We start from the raw sequence: 20,655 nt of genomic DNA on the forward strand, positions 1-20,655 counted from the left end.
GCACGAACGAGTTCGCGGTGGGTGTGCGGGGGGACCCGGGGCACGGCCTCCCCGATCCCTGGACGACGAGGACGCACCGATGAGCACCGCCGAATCCGCACGATCGCAACGCGCCCGCACGGGCTCCACCCGGCAAGGCGAATCCGGCGGACATGCGCGTTACGTCGGACGGGTGGGGGCGCTCGCGATCGCCCTCGGCGTCGGCGCGGTGATCGTGGCGGTGCCCGCGGTGGCGTTCGCCCAACCGAGCAACCCGACGGACGCGACCAACCCCACGGGCTCGAGCGGCATCGAGTCCACCAGGTCCGGCGCTTCGTCCTCGACCGGTTCCGCGCCGCCGCGGCGCTCGTCATCGTCGGATGCGCTCTCGCCGGCCGCCGACAGCGCCGGAGCCGGTATCGCGCGTCAGGGCGGCGTGCGCAACTCTCGGACCATCGACACCGGAGCCGGCACGTCCGATTCGCAGGACGATGCGCCCGCGTCGACGCGGCGTCGACTGGTCTCGGGCGGGTCGGGGTACGACGTGGCGGACAGCGGGCCCGCGGATCCGGCGCCGCGGCGGACGAATGGGATCAGGTCGACCCTCAACACCGACGAGGCCGAGTCCTTCAGCGAATCGCTTGTTGCTGTGGCGGATCCGCCGCCGGCCACGGCCGACACACGCGCCGTCCCTGACCTTGCCGGCTTCTTCACACTGTTCATCGGCAACGGCACCGCGGAGCGTCCCGACGCGGGCTTCTTCATCGGCAACGGTTATGCCGGCGCGCCCGGCCGGGACGGCGGTCGCGGTGGGCTGCTGTTCGGTAACGGTGGCGCAGGCGGCGCCGGCGTGCCCGACGTCAACGGGGGCGCCGGCGGCAACGGCGGCGCCGCAGGTTTCTTCGGACGGGGCGGCGACGGCGGGTCCGGGACGGCCGGTGCGGCCGGCGGCAATGGCGGAGCGGCCGGACTGTTCGGCGACGGAGGCAACGGCGGCAACGGCGGCAACGGGCTGACGGGTGCCGCCGGTAGCAACGGCACTGATGCCGGTCAAGCGGGTGGCGCAGGCGGCAACGGCGACGTCGGGGGCCGTGGTGGCAACGGCGGTGCGGCCGGACTGTTCCTCGGGACCGGCGGTGGCGGCGGCGAAGGTGGGGCGGGCGGAACCGGCGGAACCGGCGGGGCCGGCGCCGACGGCGCTCCCGCGACCGCTGCGGGCGCGATCGGACAGATCGGCGGCAATGGCGGTGCCGGTGGCCTCGGTGGCGACGGCGGCGCAGGCGGAACCGGCGGTCAGGGTCCCGCGTTGGTGGGCTTCTTCGGCTTCTTCGGCTCAGCGGGCCGCGACGGCGACGGTGGCGCAGGCGGAACGGGTGGCGCGGCCGGCACGGCCGGAAACGGTGGTGCCGGCGGGGACGGGGACGAGGACACCCCGGACGGCGGCGCGGGCGGCGACGGCGGCGACCTCGGTGCTGCCGGCCTCGGCGGCAACGGCGGCGCGGCGGGCGGCGCGAGTGGAAAGGCCGGCGCCCTCGGACTCCGCGGCGCCGCGGCCACCCGCGGCGGCAACGGCGGCGACGGTGGCGACGGGTTCACCAGAACCGTCGCGGGTACCGGGCCCGGCGGCCGAGGCGGGCGGGGTGGCGACGCAGGCGCGGTCGGTAACGGCGGCGCGGGCGGTAACGGCGGCGACGGGGCAGTCGGCCTGGGCGGTGAAGACGGCGACGCTCCCGGAGACAGCGGCACCGATGGTGCCGTCGGTGGCGCGGGCGGGGCGGCCGGGGCGGGCGGCGCGGGCGGCGCGATCTCCGGCGACGGTGGACGCGGTGGTGTGGGCGGCTCCGGCGGCGCCGGCGGCAGAGGCGGGGCCGGTGTCAACGGCGCGAACGTCACCGCAGCGGGAGCCGACGGGAACTCCGGCGGGTCCGGCGGGAACGGTGGCGCGGGCGGCGTCGGCGGATCGGGCGGCGCCGGCGGCGCATCGACCTTCGGCTCCGTCGGCCTGAACGGCAACGGCGGAACGGGCGGCACCGGCGGAAACGCGGGCACCCCCGGCGACGGCAGCGACGGCGCCGACGGTGACGCGACCACTCCTGACGGCGGCGACGGCGGTGACGGCGGAGACGCAGGCACCGCGGGCGCGGGCGGTCTCGGCGGCGCGGTAGGTACCGGCGGAAAGGGCGGCGCCGACGGGTTGAACGGCGCGACCGGCGTCGCAGTGACCAACCGCGGTCACGGTGGCAAGGGCGGTGACGGGTTCACCAGGACCGTCGCCGGCAGCGGGGCCGGTGGCACGGGCGGCGACGGTGGTGACGGCGGCACGGTCGGTAACGGCGGCGCCGGCGGTCGCGGCGGCGACGGCGCCGACGGCAGGCCCGGCGAGGACGCCCTGAACCCGGGTCAGACCGGCGGCGTCGGCATGGTCGGCGGCGCCGGCGGCGACGGTGGTGCGGGCGGCAACGGTGGCGCGATCTCGGGGGTCGGCGGCGCGGGCGGCAACGCCGGTAACGGCGGCACCGGTGGTAACGGTGGCAGCGGCGCAGACGGCGAGGACGGCGACGAACCCGGTGAAGACGGTGGTATCGGCGGAACCGGTGGCGCGGGCGCGACCGGCGGTAAGGGCGGTAACGGCGGCATCGGCGGCACCGGCACCACCACCGGTCTGACCGGCACCGGCGGCCGGGGCGGCAACGGCGGAAACGCCGGTATCGCAGGCGACGGCGGCGACGGCGCCGACGGCGACGCCGACAACCCCGATGGCGGCGACGGCGGCAAGGGCGGCGACCCAGGCCTCATCGGCGCCGGCGGTACCGGCGGCAACGGACGCACCACCGGTGGCACCGGCGACAGCGGTGCCGCGGCCACCACCGGCGGCAACGGCGGCGACGGCGGCGACGGGTTCACCAAGATCGTCGCCGGCAGCGGGGCCGGTGGCACGGGCGGCGACGGTGGTGACGGCGGCACGGTCGGTAACGGCGGCGCCGGCGGTCGCGGCGGCGACGGCGCCGACGGCAGGCCCGGCGAGGACGCCCTGAACCCGGGCCAGGGTGGTGGCACCGGCCAATTCGGTGGTGCAGGCGGCAGCGGCGGCGCGGGTGGCAACGGCGGCGCGATCTCCGGCGCCGGCGGCACCGGCGGAGACGGAGGCAATGGCGGCACCGGCGGAATGGGCGGCACCGGCGCGCACGGCGTGGCCAGTGGCTTCCCCGGCCAGGCCGGGACAGACGGCAGCTCGGGCGGTACCGGCGGTGCGGGCGGAAAGGCCGGAGCCGCCGGCAAGGGCGGTGTTGCAGCAGACGGCACCGCGGCCGCGGACGGCAGCGTGGGCGCCAACGGCGACGGTGGCGCCGGAGGTACCGGCGGCAACGGCGGCGCGGGTGCCACCGGGTCCGCCGACGACGGCAGCGACAACGCCGGTACCGGCGGCCAGGGCGGGACCGGGGGCGACGGCGGCAAGGGCGGCGCCGTCGGGACCGGCGGCACCGGTGGAGTCGTCGGGGCCGGCGGCACCGGCGGCCAGGGCGGGACGGGCGGCCAGGGCGGCGCAGGCGCCGACGGGACCGCGCACACCGGCGGCCAGGGCGGAAATGCAGGCGCCGGCGGTCAGGGCGGCATCACCGACGGTGGAACCAACGGCAGCGGCGGAGCAGGCGGCACCGGTGGCCAGGGCGGCACCGGCGGTAGCGCTCTCGACACCGCTGGGACCGGAGGTACCGGCGGCACGGGCGGCACCGGCGGCGCGGGTGGCGCCATCGGGACCGGCGGGACTGGCGGATCCGTCGGCGACGGTGGGACAGGTGGCCAGGGCGGCACCGGCGGCCGAGGGGCCGACGCCGCGCCGCGGAGCGCGGACACCGGAGGTATGGGCGGTACCGGCGGCACCGGCGGCCAGGGCGGCGTCACCCTCGGAGGCACCAACGGCAGCGGCGGTCAGGGCGGCACCGGCGGCCAGGGCGGCACCGGCGGCAACTACGACATCGAGACCATGGACCCGACCGACGGCGGCGACGGCGGCACCGGCGGCACCGGCGGCCAGGGCGGAGCGATCGGCACCGGAGGCACCGGCGGTCTGGGTGGCGGTGCTGGCACCGGCGGCCAGGGCGGTGACGGCGGACGCGGCAGCATCGGCATCATCAACGAAAGCAGCGGTGGCCGGGGCGGCACCGGCGGTCAGGGCGGCAAGGGCGGCCAGGGCCTCGACGCGACCGACCCGAACACCACGTACGCCGGTGGCCAGGGCGGTGCCGGCGGGGTCGGCGGCCAAGGCGGCGACACCTCTACCGACCCGATCAGCGGTCAGGGAACCAACGGCGACGGCGGCGCCGGCGGCCGGGGTGGAGAAGGTGGCCAGGGCGGCACCGGCTACACCGGCCCCGGAACCGACACCGCGGGCACAGGCGGATCCGGCGGCACGGGCGGCGACGGTGGCACCGGCGGTGCGGTCGGCACCGGCGGCGCCGGCGGCACCATCGGCGACGGCGGAGACGGCGGCACCGGCGGGCAGGGCGGGACCGGCGGCCAGGGCACACCCGGCAGCGGTGCAACCGATCCCGGCACGGGTGGGGCCGGCGGGACAGGCGGCACCGGCGGCGCCGGCGGCGGCGGCGCGTCGGTCGGCGACAGCGGCGACGGCGGGAAGGGCGGCACCGGCGGCCAGGGCGGCGACGGGGCCGACGGCGACCGGGCCGGCAACCCATCGGGGAGCACCGGCGGCGCCGGAGGCATCGGCGGCCAGGGCGGTCAGGGCGGCGCCACCACCGGCGGAGCCAACGGCAACGGCGGCGGCGGTGGCAGCGGCGGCCAGGGCGGCACCGGTGGCGTCGGCGCGCTCAGCACCGGCGCAGACGACGCGGGCACCGGCGGTGACGGCGGACAGGGCGGCCAGGGTGGCATCGGCGGCGCGGTGGGCGGCGACGGCACGGGTGGCACGGTCGGCGGCGACGGCACCGGCGGCCAGGGCGGTACGGGCGGCAGAGGCGGCGACGGCACCTACGACAGCGGTGACGACGGCGGAACGGGTGGTGTGGGCGGCCAGGGCGGTCGAGGCGGCGGCACGAACGGCGATGGCGGCCAAGGCGGCACCGGCGGCCAGGGCGGCGCGGGTTCCTCCGTGTCCGGCGCCGCAGAGGCCGGCGACGGCGGCACCGGCGGCCGGGGCGGCACCGGCGGCAGCGGCGGAGTCATCGGCGTCGGTGGCACCGGCGGCGACGGCGGCCAGGGCGGCTGGACCAGCGGAGGCGGTACGGCCGGCGACGGCGGCGCGGGTGGTCAGGGCGGCGACGGCCGCACCGGCGCCGCGGGCACCCCGACGAGGGCAGGGGCGCAGGGCAGCACCGGCGGCGACGGCGGCGCAGGCGGTGCCGGCGGTAACACGGGCGTCGGCGGCACGGCGGGCGAGGGCGGCGACGGCGGCCAGGGCGGTACCGGCGGCGCGGGCGGTGCCGGGTCCGACGACACCGGCGTCGACAACGCGACCGCAGGCGGCAGCGGAGGCACAGGCGGCAATGGTGGCGCAGCGGGCGCGGGTGGCACCACCGCCGGCGGCGGCACCGCCGACAGCGGCGGGGCCGGTACCGGCGGAACCGGCGGCGTGGGCGGGCAGGGCGGCGCGACCGTCAACGCCGGCAACGTCGCCGGTAACGGCGGCGCGGGCGGCACCGGCGGCCAGGGTGGCTCCGGGATCGATGCCGACGCGAACGCCGGCTCCCCCGGCACGGGCGGCGCAGGTGGTCTCGGCGGCGCAGGCGGTGCCGGCGGTGAGTCCGGCGCCGGCGGAACGAACGGCGGCGGCGGCCAGGGCGGCACGGGCGGCCAGGGCGGCACCGGCGGCACGGGCAGCGCCGACGATGGCAGCGACAACGCAGGCACCGGCGGCAGCGGCGGCGTAGGTGGTGCCGGCGGGGCCGGTGGCGCGAGCGGAACCGGCGGCGACGGCTCGGGCAGCACAGGCGACGGTGGCATCGGAGGCAAGGGCGGTACCGGTGGCGACGGCGGCGCGGGCCAAGACGTGACATCCGGTGCCGGCGGCCAGGGCGGCACCGGCGGCGGGGGCGGTCAGGGCGGAAACACCGACGGCGGGGTCAACGGCAGCGGCGGCCAGGGCGGTGACGGCGGCACCGGCGGCAGCGGCGGTGACGGCGTCGCCAACAGCGGCGCGAACGACGCCACCGCGGGCGGTGCGGGCGGTGACGGCGGCACCGGCGGCCAGGGCGGTGCGATCGGCACCGGCGGCACGTCGGGAGATATCGGCGTCGGCGGTACGGGCGGCGCGGGCGGAACCGGCGGTGACGGCGGCGACACGGCCACCGCCGGAAACACCGGCGGTGTCGGTGGTGCGGGCGGCGCCGGTGGTGCGGGCGGCGCCGGCCTGGTGAGCGCTCCCGGCGGCACCGGCAGCACCGGAGGCACCGGAGGCGCGGGCGGTGCGGGCGGCAACGGTGGCACCGGCCAGGCGCCAGGCGCAGTCAACGGAGATGGTGGCGCAGGCGGCCGGGGCGGCACGGGTGGCGCCGGCGGCGCCGGCCACACGGGCACTCCCGGTGTCGACGACGCCGGTGCGGGCGGCGCAGGCGGCGCAGGCGGCGCGGCCGGCAACGGTGGCGCGGCCGGCACCGGCATGAGCCTGCACGGCACCGGCGGCGCCGGAGGACAGGGCGGCACCGGTGGTGACGGCGGCGTCGGTGGTACGAGCGACACCGGCGAGGGACGCGACGGCGGCGCCGCAGGACAGGGCGGCGACGGCGGGACCGGCGGATCCGGCCAGAGCCACGGTGACGGCGGCGCCGGCGGCACGGGCGGCACCGGCGGCACCGGCGGAACCGGCGGCACCTCTGAGAGGGGCGGCGACGGCGGCGCGGGCGGCGCAGGCGGTGACGGCGGCGACTCCGGCCACAACGGCACCAGCGGAGCGAGCGGCGCCGGCGGTGGCGGTGGAGCCGGCGGTCGCGGTGGCGACGGATTCAACGGTGCCTCTCTGGATCCCATCCAGGGCGGCGGCGCCGGTGGTGACGGTGGAACGGGCGGCGATGCCGGAACGGCGGGCGGCGGCGATCGGAGCACGCCGAGCCACACCGGCGGCCACGGCGGCCACGGCGGCGCCGGCGGCACCGGCGGTGACACCGTCAACGACTACAACCACCGACCGGCGGGCACCGGCGGCAACGGCGGCAACGGCGGTGGCGGCGGCACCGGAGACCTGGTCGAGCAGGGCGGCAACGGCGGGGCCGGCGGCGCGGGCGGTAACGGCGCTGGCGGATCCCCGATCAGCGACGGCACCGCAGGCGGAAGCGGCGGCCGTGGCGGCGACGGTGGCACCAGTACCGGCGGCCTCACCCAGAACTACGGCGGGTTGGGTGGCGTCGGGGGCGACGGCGGGCACGGCGGTAACGGTGGCGTGTCCGGACGCCCCGATCCGAGCGGTGACCAGCCCCCGGGGGACGGCGGTGCCGGCGGTGCCGGTGGTCACGGCGGAAACGGCGGCGCCGCTGACGGTCCCGGCAGCTACGGCGGTTGGGCGGGCGACGGCGGCGACGGTGGCGACGGCGGCACGGGCGGGGTCGTGCCGTACAACCCCGCCGTCGGCGGTGGAGGCGGCCACGGCGGCGAAGGCGGATCCGGCGGCGACGGCGGATCCGGCGGCACCGTTGGCTTCGGTGGCGAAGGCGGCGACGGCGGTAACGGCGGACCGAACCCGGGGAGCACCAGCCAACCACCGGACGCGGGCGCCTCGGGTGGGTTCCCCACCGGCCCCGGCGGCGCTCCCGGCGGTGCCGGTGGCGCCGGTAGCCCGATGAACATCGGGCCGTGATCGGTGGTGATCGGCCGCCCGGTGGAGATTGCCGGGGCGGCCGCTCACCGTCGCCGACTTTCCCCGCGCGCGCGACGTCGCGCAGGGACACGTCAAGATCACATCGCCGGAGGCGGCCCGCCTCGTAAGCAGGGCGCTCGAGCCGGAGCTGCTGATCGCCGACGAACCCACCACCGCACTGGACGTCACCGTGCAGGCACAGATCCTGTGGCTGATCGAAAGCTCAACGCCGAAACCAATCTCGCGGTCGTGCTGACCACCCGCGACCTCGGGGTGGTCGCCGAAGTGGCAGATCGCGAGATCGCCCGGGTGTGCGCCGTCGACGGCGTGAGTCTGCGGCTCCACGAGGGCGAAACGCTGGGGTTGGTGGGCGAATCCGGCTGCGGGAAATCGACGCTGTGCCGACTGATTCTCCAATTACTCACGCCGACATCGGGTTCGGTGCGCCTCGCCGGAGACGAGCTCGTGGGCAGGTCTCGGCGTGAATTGCGCCCCGTCCGGCGCCACATCCACGCAGGCGCGTCGGCCAGATCATCGGCGATCCGATGAGGTTGCACGGTCTGGCCGACGGCGGACCTGCAGGACGAGTTCAAACTGTCCCACGACCTCGGCGTCGTGCGGCACGTGTCCGACCGGGTGCGGTGATGTACCTCGGCAAGGTCGTGGGGCCGCCTCGGGGGATGCGTTGTATGACAGGACGATTCACCCGTACATCAACAGCCTGCTGTCAGCGGTGCCGATTCCCGACTCGGCCCCGGTACGACCGTGCAGGATCTGTTGGCCGGCGTCGACCTCAGCTAGTCGGTGGCGTCTTCAGCCGGCTTGTGGAATGTGTACACCCGGTACTGAATCAGGCCGAGTTTGGACAGCCATTTCATCCAGCGCGTGCCGACGATCATCGTCTCCTGCGCATCCGCGGACCCCTGTTCGCGGAAGAATCCGATCAGGAACGGATAGGTCGGCATCGTGTTGCGGCGAATGTTGCGGTTGGCCTCCAACCGCAAGCCGGCCCGCTTGCCCATCCTGCGGTAGGAGCGCAGCGGAACCGTGCCGAGCGTGCCGTAGGACTTCGCGATCCGCCCCCGCACCGCCACCCAGATGGGCGTCTTGCCGAACCAGGCCACGGCGGGCACGAAATCCGATACCGCGAGGTAGCCGCCGGGTTTGAGCACCCGCGCCGCCTCGGCGATGAAACGCTCCCGGGACGGGAAGTGGAAGATGCATTCGACGGCCAGCACGCGGTCGAAGGAGTTGTCCGCAAAGGGCAGTTCGCACGCGTCACCCTCGGTCCAGTCGATCTGGTTGCCGTTGGCCGCACGGGTCTGCGCCTCGGCCGCAGCAAGCTGACGCGGGTCGATGTTGAGGCCGGTGAGGTGCATTCCGGAATGGGTGGCGTTGATCTGCTGGATGGTGCCGCCGAAACCGCATCCGACGTCGAGCAGGCGCTGCCCGTCGGCGACCCGGCCGGCCTCCAACAGAACCGAGTTCATCTGCTCCATGGCCGCGATGTAGTCCGCACGGGTGCCCTCGGCGGATCTGGGGTCCTCCCAGTACCCCCAGTGCACCTGACGTTCCCAGAGCTGGCCGGTTTCGCCACCGTCCTGTCGCTCGTCGATCAGGAGGTCGAAATACGGGAGCTCAGCCATGTGCGGAACCTAACACTTGAGAAGGGTTGTTCGTGACCGGCAGGCCGATCACATCGTCGGCAGGAAATCTGCCAGCGAGAGAATCATCAACACCACCAGCGCAAGTCCGATCAGACCGCCGATCGGAATCATCGCCACGCACACCGCCACCCACACGAAGAACCGCGCCCATTCGAAGCCCTGGTTCCCGACGATGCCGCCGATGCGCTCACGAACCACGTGGTACAGCGCCCACAATCCGGCCCCGATCGCAGCCGCGGCGATGATCCGCGGTCCGTCCGGTGCCACGACCAGCGCGACCCCGGCCACCGCCAGCGTGGCGGCAATGCGGCCCCACCGCACCATCGACAGCCCCGCCACGCGGGTGACCGCAGCGCTGCGATCCGGTTCGCCGCGGTAACGCGGCAGGCGTCCGTCGATGCCCAGCAGTCGCCATATCCAGCGCGTCCACCCGGTACGCAGCCCGAGGTCCTCGGCGACCCGCCGGCAGTCGGCGGCCGATTCGGCCATCATCCGGCGCGATTCGGCACTGCGCCAGTACGCCGATTTGAACACCGCGCGCGGAACGCCGAATTCGCGCGCGAAGGCGCGGGGCGCTCCGACCGACTCTCCCACCAGCCACCGGAGGAGGATCGGGAAGCCGATCGCACAGGAGAACCGTTTGAACCAGCCCGCCTTTCGCATCTCCTCGGCCAGATGGTCGTCGGCGAAGGTGATGTGACGGGCTTCCTCCGCCAGGTGGATGTAGGTGATCTTGTTCAACAGCGGAGGCACGTTCGCAGCACCACGGTGCTGCAGCGTCTGCTGATAGTGCAGGGGCTGCTCGCCGCAGAGAATAGCGATGAAGTGCAGGATGCTGACGTAGCCGCCGAGGAAGCCGAGGATCGGGCCGAAGATGCGGGAGCCGCGCCGCATACCGGGGACATCCTCGCCGGTGCGGTTGACGAACTCCTGGAACATCTGGATGTGGTTGCACTCGTCGATGAGTTCGTGCAGCAGGTAGCGGAACACCGGCGAACCGTTGGCCAGTTTCCCGGAGTAGTGGATCACTCCGCGGATCAGCATCATCTCGAACTGGATGGTGGTCTTGAGGGTGTTCGCGGTGACCCAGCGGCCCATGTCGATCCGTCGCTGCAACGGCTGTTCCGCATACCATTCCGTTGCGGCAAGCGGATTCGTCTCCGGATCCAGTTGCCATCGCGGATCATTGCGGTCCAGCGCGTTTTCCGGCGCGTCCCAATCGATATCGACATACGGATCGAAACGCAGGCGGGTCGTCGCGCGGGAAAGCGCTTCCACCCGGTCGAAATAGGAGTCCGCGGGCGAGCCGCCCACATCGTCGACTGCCGTCATCACCCCACCTGGTTCTTAAGCGCGATTGGGGTGACCGTAACAGCATGTACGGCTTTGGTGGCCATCTACCCGGGATGCCGTGAGAATCAGTTCAATAACGATGTGTAAAGGTCCGATCGCATCGGCCCACCTGTCAAGGTGTGATGAGAGCACCCGAATGTTGCCGTACCGCACAGCAACCGCGAATGTGCCGCTGATACTCCGCGGTGCGCCCGGGTTCCGAGGTAGCTGAAATGTCGATGCGTTGGGTCTGTCAGCTCACGCCGAGGTCGCCAGTGCGTTCCTGTCTTCGGCGGCGAAACTGTCCTCCAGGTGTAGCGGCGACGAGTCGACGTCGATCTCGGCGAGCGGTCGGCCCCGCGCGCTGCTGATGGTGCCGAACCGGCGCATCCCCTTGTCGGCGGCGTACTGCTGGAACTCATCGATCTGCAGCCCGAACGGAACCTCCTCATAGAGGCCGAATCCGTCTTCGGTGTTCTTCAGCGCCAGCGGGATCAGCTCATTCATCCGGGATTCGAATACGGCCCAGTTGCCGTCGTCGGCGGCGACATGGCGCCGGCAGGTGAACGTCCCCCAGGCCATGTGCCGTCGCTCGTCGTCACCGATGCGCCGGACCAGCTCCTGCATCCCCGGCAGGATGCCGCGGTCGACGCAGATCCGTTGCCACGCATAGTAACCCGTCAATGCCATCATGCCTTCGATGACGTGGTTGTACGTCACCGACGCCCGCACCTGCGCAGCCGGTGACGGATCGGTGGCCAGCGCGTCGAGCGAGGCAGGCAGTTCCTCGTAGAACATCTGCCGATAGGCCGGTAGATCGTCGAGGAAGCACTGCAGATCGTCGGTCATCCCCACGGCGTCGAGCCACATCCGGAACACCTGCGTGTGTTTGGCCTCCTCGAACGCGAACTGCGTCAGATACATCTCGTCGCCCAGCCGGCCCTCGGCTCGCATCGCCGCCATGAAGGGCTGGATGTCCTGGGTGACGGCCTCCTCGCCGGCGATGAACTGGGCGCACAACCGGGTGGCCCACTCACGCTCGAGCTCCGACAACGACTCCCAGTCTTCGCGGTCGCGGGTGAAGTCGATGTCGGCCGGATTCCAGAACTTGGCATTGCCGCCGGCAAACAACTTGAGCGGCAGGCTCTCCCAGTTGAGGCCACCGGCGGCCAGGGAGTCCGATCGGTTTCTGTTCATGAGTGGCCTCCTGAGGTCGGTACTGCGGTGGGCTGAAACGAGGATGAAAAGGACGCCTCGAGCACGGCGACGAAGCGGCGTACCGCGAGCGCGGGCTGTTCGGGGGACGGTTCGTCCAGCCCGAGGAGCGGATCCAGGCCGCGGACGTAGGGCGCCAGCGCCAGGTGCGGCAGGATCATCAGCAATAGCGCCAGCAGCATCTCGGTGTCGGCGTCGGCGCGCAGGTCGCCGCGACGTTGCGCCTCGCGCACCAGCGGGCGCAGCACGTCGAGATAGTGCCGGTGCACCACCGCGCGGACGCCGACCCGCGCATCGGTGTCCACCTCGAAGCTGGCCGCCGCGTGCAGCGCGCGCTCGCGCGGATTGTCGGCGAAGTACGCCACCCACGCGTCGAGCAGGTCGGTCAGGAACACGAAGAACGGCCGGCGCGCGTCGAGCGCATCGATCTGCTTCTCCATGTAGACCCGGACCCGTTGACTGGCCTGGTCGGTGACGTAGGCGTACAGATCGCGCTTGTCGGCGAAGTACTGGAACAGGCTGCCTTTGGCGACGCCCGCGCGGCGCGCGATGACGTTGAGACTGCCCGCCGAGAATCCGTGGGCGGCGAACTCAGCCTCGGCGGCGGCCAGCACGGCGTTGCGGCGACTCCCGTCGAGGCGGGCCCACGTCACCGTCGGCATGGCCGCTCCTCACTGCTGCACCCGGATATGACCAGTGGTCATATTACTGTGACGCAGAGCACAGTCAAGGAGCTTTCGGGGTTTTCAGAAGACGCGGATCCAGTCGACGAGCATCTCCGCGGGATACGTGCCGCCCGCGGGTTCCCGACCGCCGGAGCCACCGACGGCGATGTTGAACACCGGCGCCATGGTGTAGCCCGGATCGTTGAACGGCCACTCGGGCAGAGAATTGGCCAGCACCGTGAAGAACGGTTCCATGCCGGGCTGGTAGTCCTTCCAGAAGTACATGCCCTCCGGCTTCCAGGTCATCCGCCAGGTGTGCCAGTCTCCGTCGACCGGATGCTTGTGGGTCTGGAACTGGGTGCCGTCCAGCCGCGCATGCACCGTGGTGCCCGACGGCCAGTCCCGGTTGCCGTACCACTCGACGAGGTCGACCTCGCCGCCACGCACCGGGCTGTCATTGATCAACCAGAACGCCGGCCAGGCGCCGTCGGTCAGGCAGTTGAGTTTGAGGCGCGCTTCCCACGTCGTCCCCACCCCACCGCGCCAATTGCCGATGATCTTCGCGCTGGCGTATTTCTCCTGGATCGTCGTGCCGGGTCCGCGAGTGGCGCGGATGACGAGGTTCCCGTTGCCGTCCTGGAAGACGTGTTCCTGGTCGGTGACATACCGGCCCATGTTGAACGGCTTGTCCCATTCGTGCGGATTCCGGATCGTCTCGCGGGCCGGGACGATGAACCAGGACGCCGGGTCCGGAGGGGATCCCGCCGGGCCGTTGAACTCGTCGGCGAACAACAGGCCAGTTCCGGGCTGCGCGGCCGTCGGGGGCCCGCCCGGCCCGGCGGGTCCGGGGGGCGCATCGCCGATCGGCGGCTGGGCGTGGGCGACGGACTGCGGGAGTGCGGCGGCGGCCGCCCCGAATCCCAAGATCAACATTGCACTGCGGCGATCCATGCTTGGCACCCTCAAACCGTAAACGGAGGGGGAACGGTTTTGGGCGCCAACGCGCGCATCGGAGGCCTCGGCCCGGACCGAACCGCGACGGAATCGTCGTCGGTGATGACGTGTTGAATTGATCCATGGCGATCAGCGACCTGTTCACCCCGTTCACCGTCGGCTCCTGGACCGCGCCCAACCGCTTCGCGATGGCGCCGATGACGCGACAGGCCTCGCCCGGCGGGGTGCCCGGCGCCGACGTCGCGGAGTACTACCGCCGGCGTGCCGCCGGGGGGGTCGGTCTGATCATCACCGAAGGCGTGCGGCTGCCGGACCCGGCAGCCGCCTACCCCTTCTCCATCCCGACGCTGGCGGGTGACGACGTGCTGGCCGGATGGACCCGCGTGGTGGACGCGGTGCACCGCGAGGGCGGCACCATCGCCGCCCAACTCTGGCATCAGGGCGTGCAGCGCGACGACGCCGACGGGGTGGTGCCCGTCGGTCCGTCCGGTGTCGACGGTCTCGGCAATCCGCGTGGCCGGGCGCTCGCCACCGAAGAGCTAGCCCAGGTCGCGGACCTGTATGCCCGAAGCGCTGCCACCGCGCGAGACATCGGGTTCGACGCCGTCGAGCTGCACGGCGCGCACGGGTACCTGCTCGACGAATTCTTCTGGGAGCGGACCAATCTCCGCACCGACGGCTACGGCGGATCGCTCGCGGCCCGGACCCGGTTCCCGGCCGAGGTAATCGCCGCCGTGCGCGCCGCCGTCGGTCCGGACTTTCCGATCATCTTCCGGTTCTCGCAGTGGAAGGGCACCGACTACACCGCGTCGATCGCCGACGATCCCACCCAGTTGCAGGAACTGTTGACGCCGTTGGCCGAGGCGGGGGTCGACATCTTCCATCCGTCGACGCGCCGGCATTACCTGCCCGCCTTCCCGGACCACGACAGCGCTATGAGCTTGGCCGGCTGGACCCGGAAGGTCAGCGGACGTCCCGTCGTCACGGTCGGGTCGGTGGGGTTGGAGACGCAGTTCCGCAGCGAGAAGCGGGGGCAGGTGATCCAGCCGGCACCGGTCGATCGCCTGGTGGAGCAGTTCGACGCAGGCGAGTTCGACATCGTCGCCATCGGCCGGGCCCTGCTCGCCGACCCCGCCTGGGTGAACCGGCTGCGCAGCGGTGAGCTCGACAGGTTCGCGGGCTACGACCCCGAGGTGGCGCTGTCGGCGCTCGCCTGAGTGCGTCAGCGGAAGTAGATCTCCTCACCGGTCGGGTATCCGCCGCCGGTGGTGGTGATGTGGACGTGGTCGTAATGGCCGGCCGCGAAACCCTGCGGACCACTCGGCGTGTAGTAGACGCCGCGCCAGATCGCGTCCTGGATGCCGAACCGTTCGGCGTTTTTCAGCACATAGGCCACGATCTGATTGCCGAGCGCGATGCCCGAGTCGCTGCCGGGATCGGGGATCATCACGTCCAGCGCGAGCCCGTTGGGATGCCACCGCAGAGAGTCGGACCGCACGCCGCCGATGTTCTGGATCTCGGGGAACACCGCGCTCACCGCCCGGGCGGTGAAGATCGTCCGCACCTGCAGACCGCTCTCGGGGGCACGGCCCTCCGGCAGCGCCTGCCGCGCCTGGGCTCTGGACGCGCGCCAGTTCGAGATCGACTGCATCTGTCCCGGTACGACGTCGATGTCGGCGATCACCGGGGGCGCCGCGGCCAGCACCGCACCGCAACAGTCCGGTGAGGGCCCGACGACGGGCTTGGCGTCGCCGGCGGCTGGATTGACGTCCGCGCCGAGGGTGAGAGCCGCCGCGGCGGGCGTCGCGAACGCGATCATCAACAGCGACGACCTCCGTCGGTCGCTGACCTTTGAGTGCCGACCCACGCAAGCACTTTACGATTAGAAAGACCCTAATGTCACGGCGAGGTCACGAAGTCATCACGGACCGGCCCTCAGCGCCCCCCGGGACACCGTGCGGGCCACCTACTCTGGAGGTATGCGCCCAGCCACCGCGCTGAGCATCGTCTCGGCCATCCTCCTCGTGAAAGCAGTCCTGATCGGGTGGGTCTCCTACGGGCGCGCGCAGATCCTCGGCTACGAACCGGCCTTCGGCAGCGCTGGACTGGTGATCGCCTCGATGATCCTGGTCGTTGCGCTGCTCACCGCCGCGTCGAGCGTCGCGCTGCGTCGCCGCGACCGCGACCGGGATGAACGCCGGGACCGGGTCTGATCTCCGGATCTAGGGCGTCGTGTACTGCGGTTCGTGGAACCGGTTGATGATGGGAAGACGTTCGATGATGCGGTCCCGCAACCGGGGCTGGGGCGCGACCGGCGGCACGTAGCCGGCCTGCGGCGGAAGGGCCGCGGGTGCGGGCGGCACGTAGGCCGGCGGTGCGGGCGGGACGTACACCGGAGCCGGCGCGGGCGCGACGTACTCAGGCGCCGGTGCCGGCGGAACATAGACCGGCTCGGGCGGCGCGATGTACACCGGCGGGGGTGCCGGCGCAGCCGCCTCCGCGACCGGTTCGCTGACCGGCGCGATCTCGGGCTGGGGTGCCGGCACGACCTCCGGAGGTGGCGGCGGCGCGGCCGGCGGCGGTGGCGGCGGCGCAGCGGGACGCGGTGCGGGCGCGGCGGCCGGTTCCTTGGCCATCTGGCCCGACGCGGCCAGCTGCTCGGTCTGTGCGGAATCCGACGGCTCGGACGTCAGCTGCATACTCAGCGCGACCGACAGCGAGACGACGAAGGTCACGACGGCGGCCGCGAGTACCGACGTCAGCGCGGGCACCCGCCACGTCAGCCACGAGCGTCGCGGGCTGTCGTCGCCGGCGGCCATCGCGAGCCGGGCGTCCACACCGGCGAAGCCACGGGCCGACGCCAGCGCCGCGCCACGAGCGAGCGCGAGGTCGGCCTCGGCGGCCGAGATCACATCCGGCCGGCCCAACGCCGACACCACCAGCGGGAGGTGGTCGGCCGACCCGAGCACGTAGAGCGCCTCGGGACGGGCGCCGGTGGAGTCCAGCGTCAGTTGCAGTCCACGCGCGACCGCGCCCGGATCGGTTCCGGAGATCGGGTCGACGACGACGCTGTCGGCGGTGACGACGGCCGTCAGGGCGAGATCCGGTTCGACGAGGCAGACGGCGATCTCGTCCTGCCCGGCGAGGTCGGAAACCCCGGTGGCCAGCGCTGCGGCCGCCTCGGCGGACGACAGTGCGACGACGTTGTCGACGCCCTTGTCGGTCATCACGTCCAGCAGGGTGGTGGCGGCGGCCGCTGCGGCGGGCGACCAGGTGACACCCACCGCGATCGGCCGCACTCCGGGCACGGCCGCGTACGGACCCTGCCCCAGCACGGCCTCCACCAGCGACTTCATGGCGGATTCGCCGGAGGAGGTGAGGTCTAGCGCGCCGCTGTCCATCGTGGCGCCGTCACCGTCAGCGCCCTCGACGAGCACGAAACGAATCGCTCTCGATGTCACCGAAAGGCCGAGTACAAGGTCCACTAGTCGATCCCGCTCCGTTGGTCAGTTCGAACTGACCATACCGTCGCCGATTCGATACTCAAGCCGGCCCGGTGCTCAGCCCGCCTGCCACAGACAGTGGCCGCTCAGGTCGATCGAGAACATCACCGGCACGACGGCGAAGTGCAGCGGCTGCCCCGGTGCGCCCTCCGCGACCTGCGGTGGGCCCACCTCACCGGCCCGGACGACGGCCACCTGGTCGGCGTGACAGCGGGTGTCGGGACCCTGCGGATACGCCGTCCACGGCCCGGACATCATCTCGGGGTTGCGCCTGCCCTGGCCGTGCAGCGTGAGCCCGGCGTCCGTCGACAACCAGCGGTCACCGGTCGGATATGGGGTGTCCAGCACCGACCAGCGGCCGTCGCCGCACCGCACCGGGGTGTAATCCGGCAGGAGCGTCAGTGCACCGTCGACCGCCGCATCGCACGGGACACCCGGGTCCGGCGGAGCCGGTTGCGCGTGGCCCACCGCGGGCGCGGCCGACGCCAGCACCGCCGCACCGGCGAGGGCACAGAGGATTCGTCGCGTCATATCCGGTTCTTCGCTCGGCGCCCGCCCAGCGCTACAGCAGTCCCCCCAGCGCGACAGCAATCCCGCCCAGCGCTACAGCAATACAGTGGCGTGGTGACGAACCGGCTGCACGGCGTCGACATCGACGCCCTGGACACCGCGGCGCAGCAGCTGTTCTGGTCGAGACTGCTCGAATCGCCGCCGGCCGGTGAATCCGCTGTGGAACTGGGCCCAGGCACCCTGCGCTTCGTCGCCGCGGCGCACCCGAAATCGGCCAAGAACCGGCTGCACCTCGACCTCGCGTCCACGTCAGCCGGGCACCAGATCGAGATCGTCGACCGCGCCCGTGGACTCGGGGCTGTCCCGGTGGACGTCGGGCAACGCGATGTGCCGTGGGTGGTGCTCGCCGATCCGGAGGGCAACGAATTCTGCGTGCTCGAACCACGGGACGAATATCTGGGCCTCGGCCCGGTGGCCGCCGTGGTGATCGACGCGCTCGACCCGGCCGCGCAGGCTCGGTTCTGGTCGGGCGCCACCGGCCTGGAGATCGCCCGCGCAGGGGACGTGGTCGCCTCACTGCGCCAGGACGGCGCCTACTTCGTCGAGTTCATCCGCGTCCCGACCGCCACGGCCGGACCGAACCGGGTGCGCCTCCGCGTCCAGGGGCCGGTCGCCCCCACCGATCCGGAGGGCAACGAGATCACCGCGGAGTGAATCGTCGCGCCGCGACCGCCCCGACGACCGCGTCGACCACCACGAACCCCACGAGGGTGAGGCCCAGCAGCGGCAGGAACCATCCGACCGCGACCGCGGCGCCGATGATGCCCGCGGCCGCCGCGGGGTGCAGTCGCCGGATCGCGCCACGAATCGGCGCCCTGCCCAACGCCCACGCCGACCCCCGCGTCGGCCGGCGCTGCCACCACATGAGGTAGCCCCGGACGATGACGGTCACCAGGCCCACCGCGACGACGAGCAGCAGCAACTGGTTGAGCAACCCGAACAGCATCCCCATGTGGCCGCGGATGCCCCAGTCGGCGAGTTTCGCGATCACCGAGTAGTCCCGCCAGTAGTCGATCTGCCCGGTGACGGTGTAGTCGACGGGGTCGACGGTGGCCGCGTCGGTGGTCCACCGGTAGGGCTTGTCGATCTCGGTCACGCTCAGGGTCTCCCCCGGCTCGGCGGGCAGCGTGAGCTCCAGCGGCAGGTGCACGCCCGCCCCGGCCGCCGCGGCGAGCGCCCTGTCGTAGTCGATCGCCGGTGCGCCGTGGTGCTCGTGGCCGGTCGTCGCCGCGTCGTGACCCGCGTGCTCGCCACCGGCCAGCGCGGTGTCCAGTTGCGGCCGTTGCCAATTCAGGGCGCTGCGGAGATCGGTGACGTGGGCCCCCGCGTACGTCGACCAGGTGATCCCGGTGGCGGACAGGAACAGCAGGGCCGCCAGCAACCAGACCCCGGACGCACCGTGCCAGTTCAGGGTTCGGGATCGTCCCGTCATCGAGCGGTCGACGGTGAGGATGCGCGTCGACCGCTTCCGACGGCGGTCCCGCACGCTCTTCACCCACCACAGGTAGGCGCCGCCGAGCGCGACCACCCACAGCCACGACGCCGCCACCTCGCTGTAGATCCGGCCGGGTTCACCGAGGTTCAGATGGCGGTGCAACCCGTCGAGCCAGGTACTCAGGGGGAGATAGCCGAGCCAGGTCGCCTCGTCGCCGAGCACCCGGCCGCTGTGCGGGTCGACGAACACCGCGCGCAGCAGCTCCGGATCCAGCGACGGGTCGGCGAAGTAGACGCGGGTCGATTCGCGGTCCGTCGCCGCGGGCCGAAGGCTGTGCACCGCCAGCTCGGGGAACGCGGTGCGGGCGGCGCCCACCTGATCGGACAGCGGAAGGGCCGGGCCGGTGGTGTCGACGGACAGGATGTCGCCGTAGTAGATCCGTTCGACGGTGGGCGCCAGCGCGTAGAGGCCGCCGGTGATCGCGGCCACCAGGATGAACGGTGCGACGAGCACACCGGCGTAGAAGTGCAGACGCATGATGAGCGGACGCCAGCTGTGGCGCGGCAGGTGTGGTGGTCGGTCGAGGGTGTTTTCGGGAAGGGTCACGGAGGGGCCTGTTCGGTCGAGAAGGGTGCGGCCCAACGGCCGCAGAGGGGGTGGCGTATCGACGCCGTGCAGGACAGCGCTCCGACCGCGGCGAACGCCGCTATCGGTGCAGTGCGAGGTCGACCGGCTGTGCGGTCAGGACAGCGCCAGGCGAGGCGGCGCCCGCATCCCCCATCCGGAATGGAACAGAACAGGCCGTACGACAACGGCTCTCGTCGCACGAACCGGTCGCGCGACAGGGCGACCGCGGTGCACGAGGAACAGCGACAGCCAGCACAGGACCGACGCACAGACGACGTAGAGGTGCGTCACCAGGCTGATCAGCAGGCCGAGCGCGACGGCGGCGACGGTGTGCGCGGCGAACATCGTCGCCGACGGCAGTAGATCGTGCCCGCCGTGGGCGAGCGACAGGGCGATGTGGCCGAGCACCTGACCCGCGACGAGCGCCGCGGCCAGGGATCCGGCGCGCGACCGGAATCCGTTCATCGCGGCGGCTCCGCTGACGGCGCCGAGTGAACCGCTGATCAGAAGCACCAGCGCCGCGGCTGCGCCGGACGGCATGGTGCCCGCGACCGCGGTGTGCGCGGCAGCGGTCAGCAGTGCCGAGCACAGGCCGACGAGGGCGCCGCAGAGTGCGCCCGCGCGAACCGCGGCTGTGCTCATCTGCGGGACACTACCGCCCGACCCAATCGCCTGCGGAGCGCGAGTGTGCACTCTGGGCGCCGAGTGTGAAACGTCGGCGGGAATTCCGCCGCCGGCCCGCCCTGTGCGCACACTCGGCGCCACGAACGCACACTCAGCGGTTGGGCACCTGGATCGGGATCGGCACCGGCAGGAACGGCACGGTGACGTACGTCGTCGTCAACGGATTCGTCGTCGTGGTGTAGGTCGGCACCGTAGTAGCTGTCTCTTATACACATCT

At 72.8% G+C, this 20,655-nt stretch carries 15 protein-coding genes; 5 read left to right on the forward strand and 10 right to left on the reverse strand.

The annotated features are described in order from the left end of the window. Positions 1 to 79 precede the first annotated feature (79 nt). Both A5757_RS23975 and A5757_RS24045 read left to right on the forward strand, forming a co-directional pair. Positions 80 to 7,786 carry a hypothetical protein gene (locus A5757_RS23975; RefSeq protein ID WP_066836234.1) on the forward strand — a complete coding sequence of 2,569 codons (7,707 nt, stop codon included), beginning with the start codon at positions 80 to 82 and terminating at the stop codon, positions 7,784 to 7,786. A 207-nt stretch (positions 7,787 to 7,993) separates the two neighbouring features. After that, positions 7,994 to 8,335, forward strand: coding sequence for an ATP-binding cassette domain-containing protein (locus A5757_RS24045; RefSeq protein ID WP_369815964.1), 342 nt, complete (start codon positions 7,994 to 7,996; stop codon positions 8,333 to 8,335). A 248-nt stretch (positions 8,336 to 8,583) separates the two neighbouring features. Here the strand turns inward: A5757_RS24045 and A5757_RS17055 are convergent, their stop codons facing one another. The 5 genes from A5757_RS17055 to A5757_RS17075 all read right to left on the reverse strand — a co-directional run bounded on the left by A5757_RS17055 (position 8,584) and on the right by A5757_RS17075 (position 13,616). Beyond that, a complete protein-coding gene (locus A5757_RS17055) occupies positions 8,584 to 9,432 on the reverse strand; it encodes a class I SAM-dependent methyltransferase (protein ID WP_066836240.1) in 849 nt (282 codons plus the stop codon). 48 nt (positions 9,433 to 9,480) lie between these two features. After that, complete coding sequence (locus A5757_RS17060; RefSeq protein ID WP_066836242.1) at positions 9,481 to 10,785, reverse strand: diiron oxygenase; 1,305 nt, start codon at positions 10,783 to 10,785, stop codon at positions 9,481 to 9,483. Positions 10,786 to 11,043: 258 nt separating this feature from the next. After that, on the reverse strand, positions 11,044 to 11,982 hold the full coding sequence (locus A5757_RS17065) for a R2-like ligand-binding oxidase (RefSeq protein ID WP_066836243.1): 939 nt from the start codon (positions 11,980 to 11,982) through the stop codon (positions 11,044 to 11,046). Continuing rightward, positions 11,979 to 12,662, reverse strand: a complete 684-nt coding sequence (locus tag A5757_RS17070; RefSeq protein ID WP_066836246.1) for a TetR/AcrR family transcriptional regulator — start codon at positions 12,660 to 12,662, stop codon at positions 11,979 to 11,981. The genes A5757_RS17065 and A5757_RS17070 overlap by 4 nt, the downstream gene beginning before the upstream one ends. A gap of 84 nt (positions 12,663 to 12,746) precedes the next feature. After that, positions 12,747 to 13,616 carry a family 16 glycosylhydrolase gene (locus A5757_RS17075; protein WP_066836247.1) on the reverse strand — a complete coding sequence of 290 codons (870 nt, stop codon included), beginning with the start codon at positions 13,614 to 13,616 and terminating at the stop codon, positions 12,747 to 12,749. 125 nt (positions 13,617 to 13,741) lie between these two features. On the opposite strand from A5757_RS17075, the gene A5757_RS17080 reads away from it, so the two are divergent. Further along, the gene (locus tag A5757_RS17080; protein ID WP_066836248.1) at positions 13,742 to 14,836 is read left to right on the forward strand and encodes an NADH:flavin oxidoreductase; all 1,095 of its coding nucleotides are present in this window, start codon (positions 13,742 to 13,744) and stop codon (positions 14,834 to 14,836) included. 5 nt (positions 14,837 to 14,841) lie between these two features. On the opposite strand, the gene A5757_RS17085 is transcribed toward A5757_RS17080, so the two are convergent. After that, the gene (locus A5757_RS17085; protein WP_197497366.1) at positions 14,842 to 15,486 is read right to left on the reverse strand and encodes a hypothetical protein; all 645 of its coding nucleotides are present in this window, start codon (positions 15,484 to 15,486) and stop codon (positions 14,842 to 14,844) included. A gap of 112 nt (positions 15,487 to 15,598) precedes the next feature. On the opposite strand from A5757_RS17085, the gene A5757_RS17090 reads away from it, so the two are divergent. Next, entirely contained in the window at positions 15,599 to 15,832 is a 234-nt protein-coding gene (locus tag A5757_RS17090; protein WP_066836250.1) for a hypothetical protein, read from the forward strand. A gap of 9 nt (positions 15,833 to 15,841) precedes the next feature. Here the strand turns inward: A5757_RS17090 and A5757_RS17095 are convergent, their stop codons facing one another. After that, entirely contained in the window at positions 15,842 to 17,080 is a 1,239-nt protein-coding gene (locus tag A5757_RS17095) for a hypothetical protein (RefSeq protein WP_369815965.1), read from the reverse strand. 99 nt (positions 17,081 to 17,179) lie between these two features. Beyond that, positions 17,180 to 17,653 (reverse strand): hypothetical protein, encoded by a 474-nt coding sequence (locus tag A5757_RS17100; RefSeq protein ID WP_066836254.1) that lies wholly within the window; start codon positions 17,651 to 17,653, stop codon positions 17,180 to 17,182. Positions 17,654 to 17,746: 93 nt separating this feature from the next. Here A5757_RS17100 and A5757_RS23465 point away from each other — a divergent pair, with 93 nt between their 5' ends. After that, positions 17,747 to 18,346: a VOC family protein gene (locus A5757_RS23465; protein WP_082929524.1), complete on the forward strand. Its 600-nt coding sequence runs from the start codon at positions 17,747 to 17,749 to the stop codon at positions 18,344 to 18,346. Here the strand turns inward: A5757_RS23465 and A5757_RS17110 are convergent. Further along, positions 18,333 to 19,733, reverse strand: a complete 1,401-nt coding sequence (locus A5757_RS17110; RefSeq protein WP_231984030.1) for a PepSY domain-containing protein — start codon at positions 19,731 to 19,733, stop codon at positions 18,333 to 18,335. The genes A5757_RS23465 and A5757_RS17110 overlap by 14 nt on opposite strands. 135 nt (positions 19,734 to 19,868) lie before the next feature. After that, a complete protein-coding gene (locus tag A5757_RS17115) occupies positions 19,869 to 20,396 on the reverse strand; it encodes a hypothetical protein (protein WP_066836260.1) in 528 nt (175 codons plus the stop codon). Positions 20,397 to 20,655: the final 259 nt, after the last annotated feature.

It is taken from the genome of Mycobacterium sp. 852013-51886_SCH5428379, from assembly GCF_001665575.1.
Lineage (GTDB): Bacteria > Actinomycetota > Actinomycetes > Mycobacteriales > Mycobacteriaceae > Mycobacterium.

Bases quoted from the DNA above. Each gene is read 5' to 3' on its own strand.
- A5757_RS23975 (WP_066836234.1), top strand. From the start codon at position 80: ATGAGCACCGCCGAATCCGCACGATCGCAACGCGCCCGCACGGGCTCC.
- A5757_RS17055 (WP_066836240.1), bottom strand. From the start codon at position 9,432: ATGGCTGAGCTCCCGTATTTCGACCTCCTGATCGACGAGCGACAGGAC.
- A5757_RS17060 (WP_066836242.1), bottom strand. From the start codon at position 10,785: ATGACGGCAGTCGACGATGTGGGCGGCTCGCCCGCGGACTCCTATTTC.
- A5757_RS17065 (WP_066836243.1), bottom strand. From the start codon at position 11,982: ATGAACAGAAACCGATCGGACTCCCTGGCCGCCGGTGGCCTCAACTGG.
- A5757_RS17070 (WP_066836246.1), bottom strand. From the start codon at position 12,662: ATGCCGACGGTGACGTGGGCCCGCCTCGACGGGAGTCGCCGCAACGCC.
- A5757_RS17075 (WP_066836247.1), bottom strand. From the start codon at position 13,616: ATGGATCGCCGCAGTGCAATGTTGATCTTGGGATTCGGGGCGGCCGCC.
- A5757_RS17080 (WP_066836248.1), top strand. From the start codon at position 13,742: ATGGCGATCAGCGACCTGTTCACCCCGTTCACCGTCGGCTCCTGGACC.
- A5757_RS17090 (WP_066836250.1), top strand. From the start codon at position 15,599: ATGCGCCCAGCCACCGCGCTGAGCATCGTCTCGGCCATCCTCCTCGTG.
- A5757_RS17100 (WP_066836254.1), bottom strand. From the start codon at position 17,653: ATGACGCGACGAATCCTCTGTGCCCTCGCCGGTGCGGCGGTGCTGGCG.
- A5757_RS17115 (WP_066836260.1), bottom strand. From the start codon at position 20,396: ATGAGCACAGCCGCGGTTCGCGCGGGCGCACTCTGCGGCGCCCTCGTC.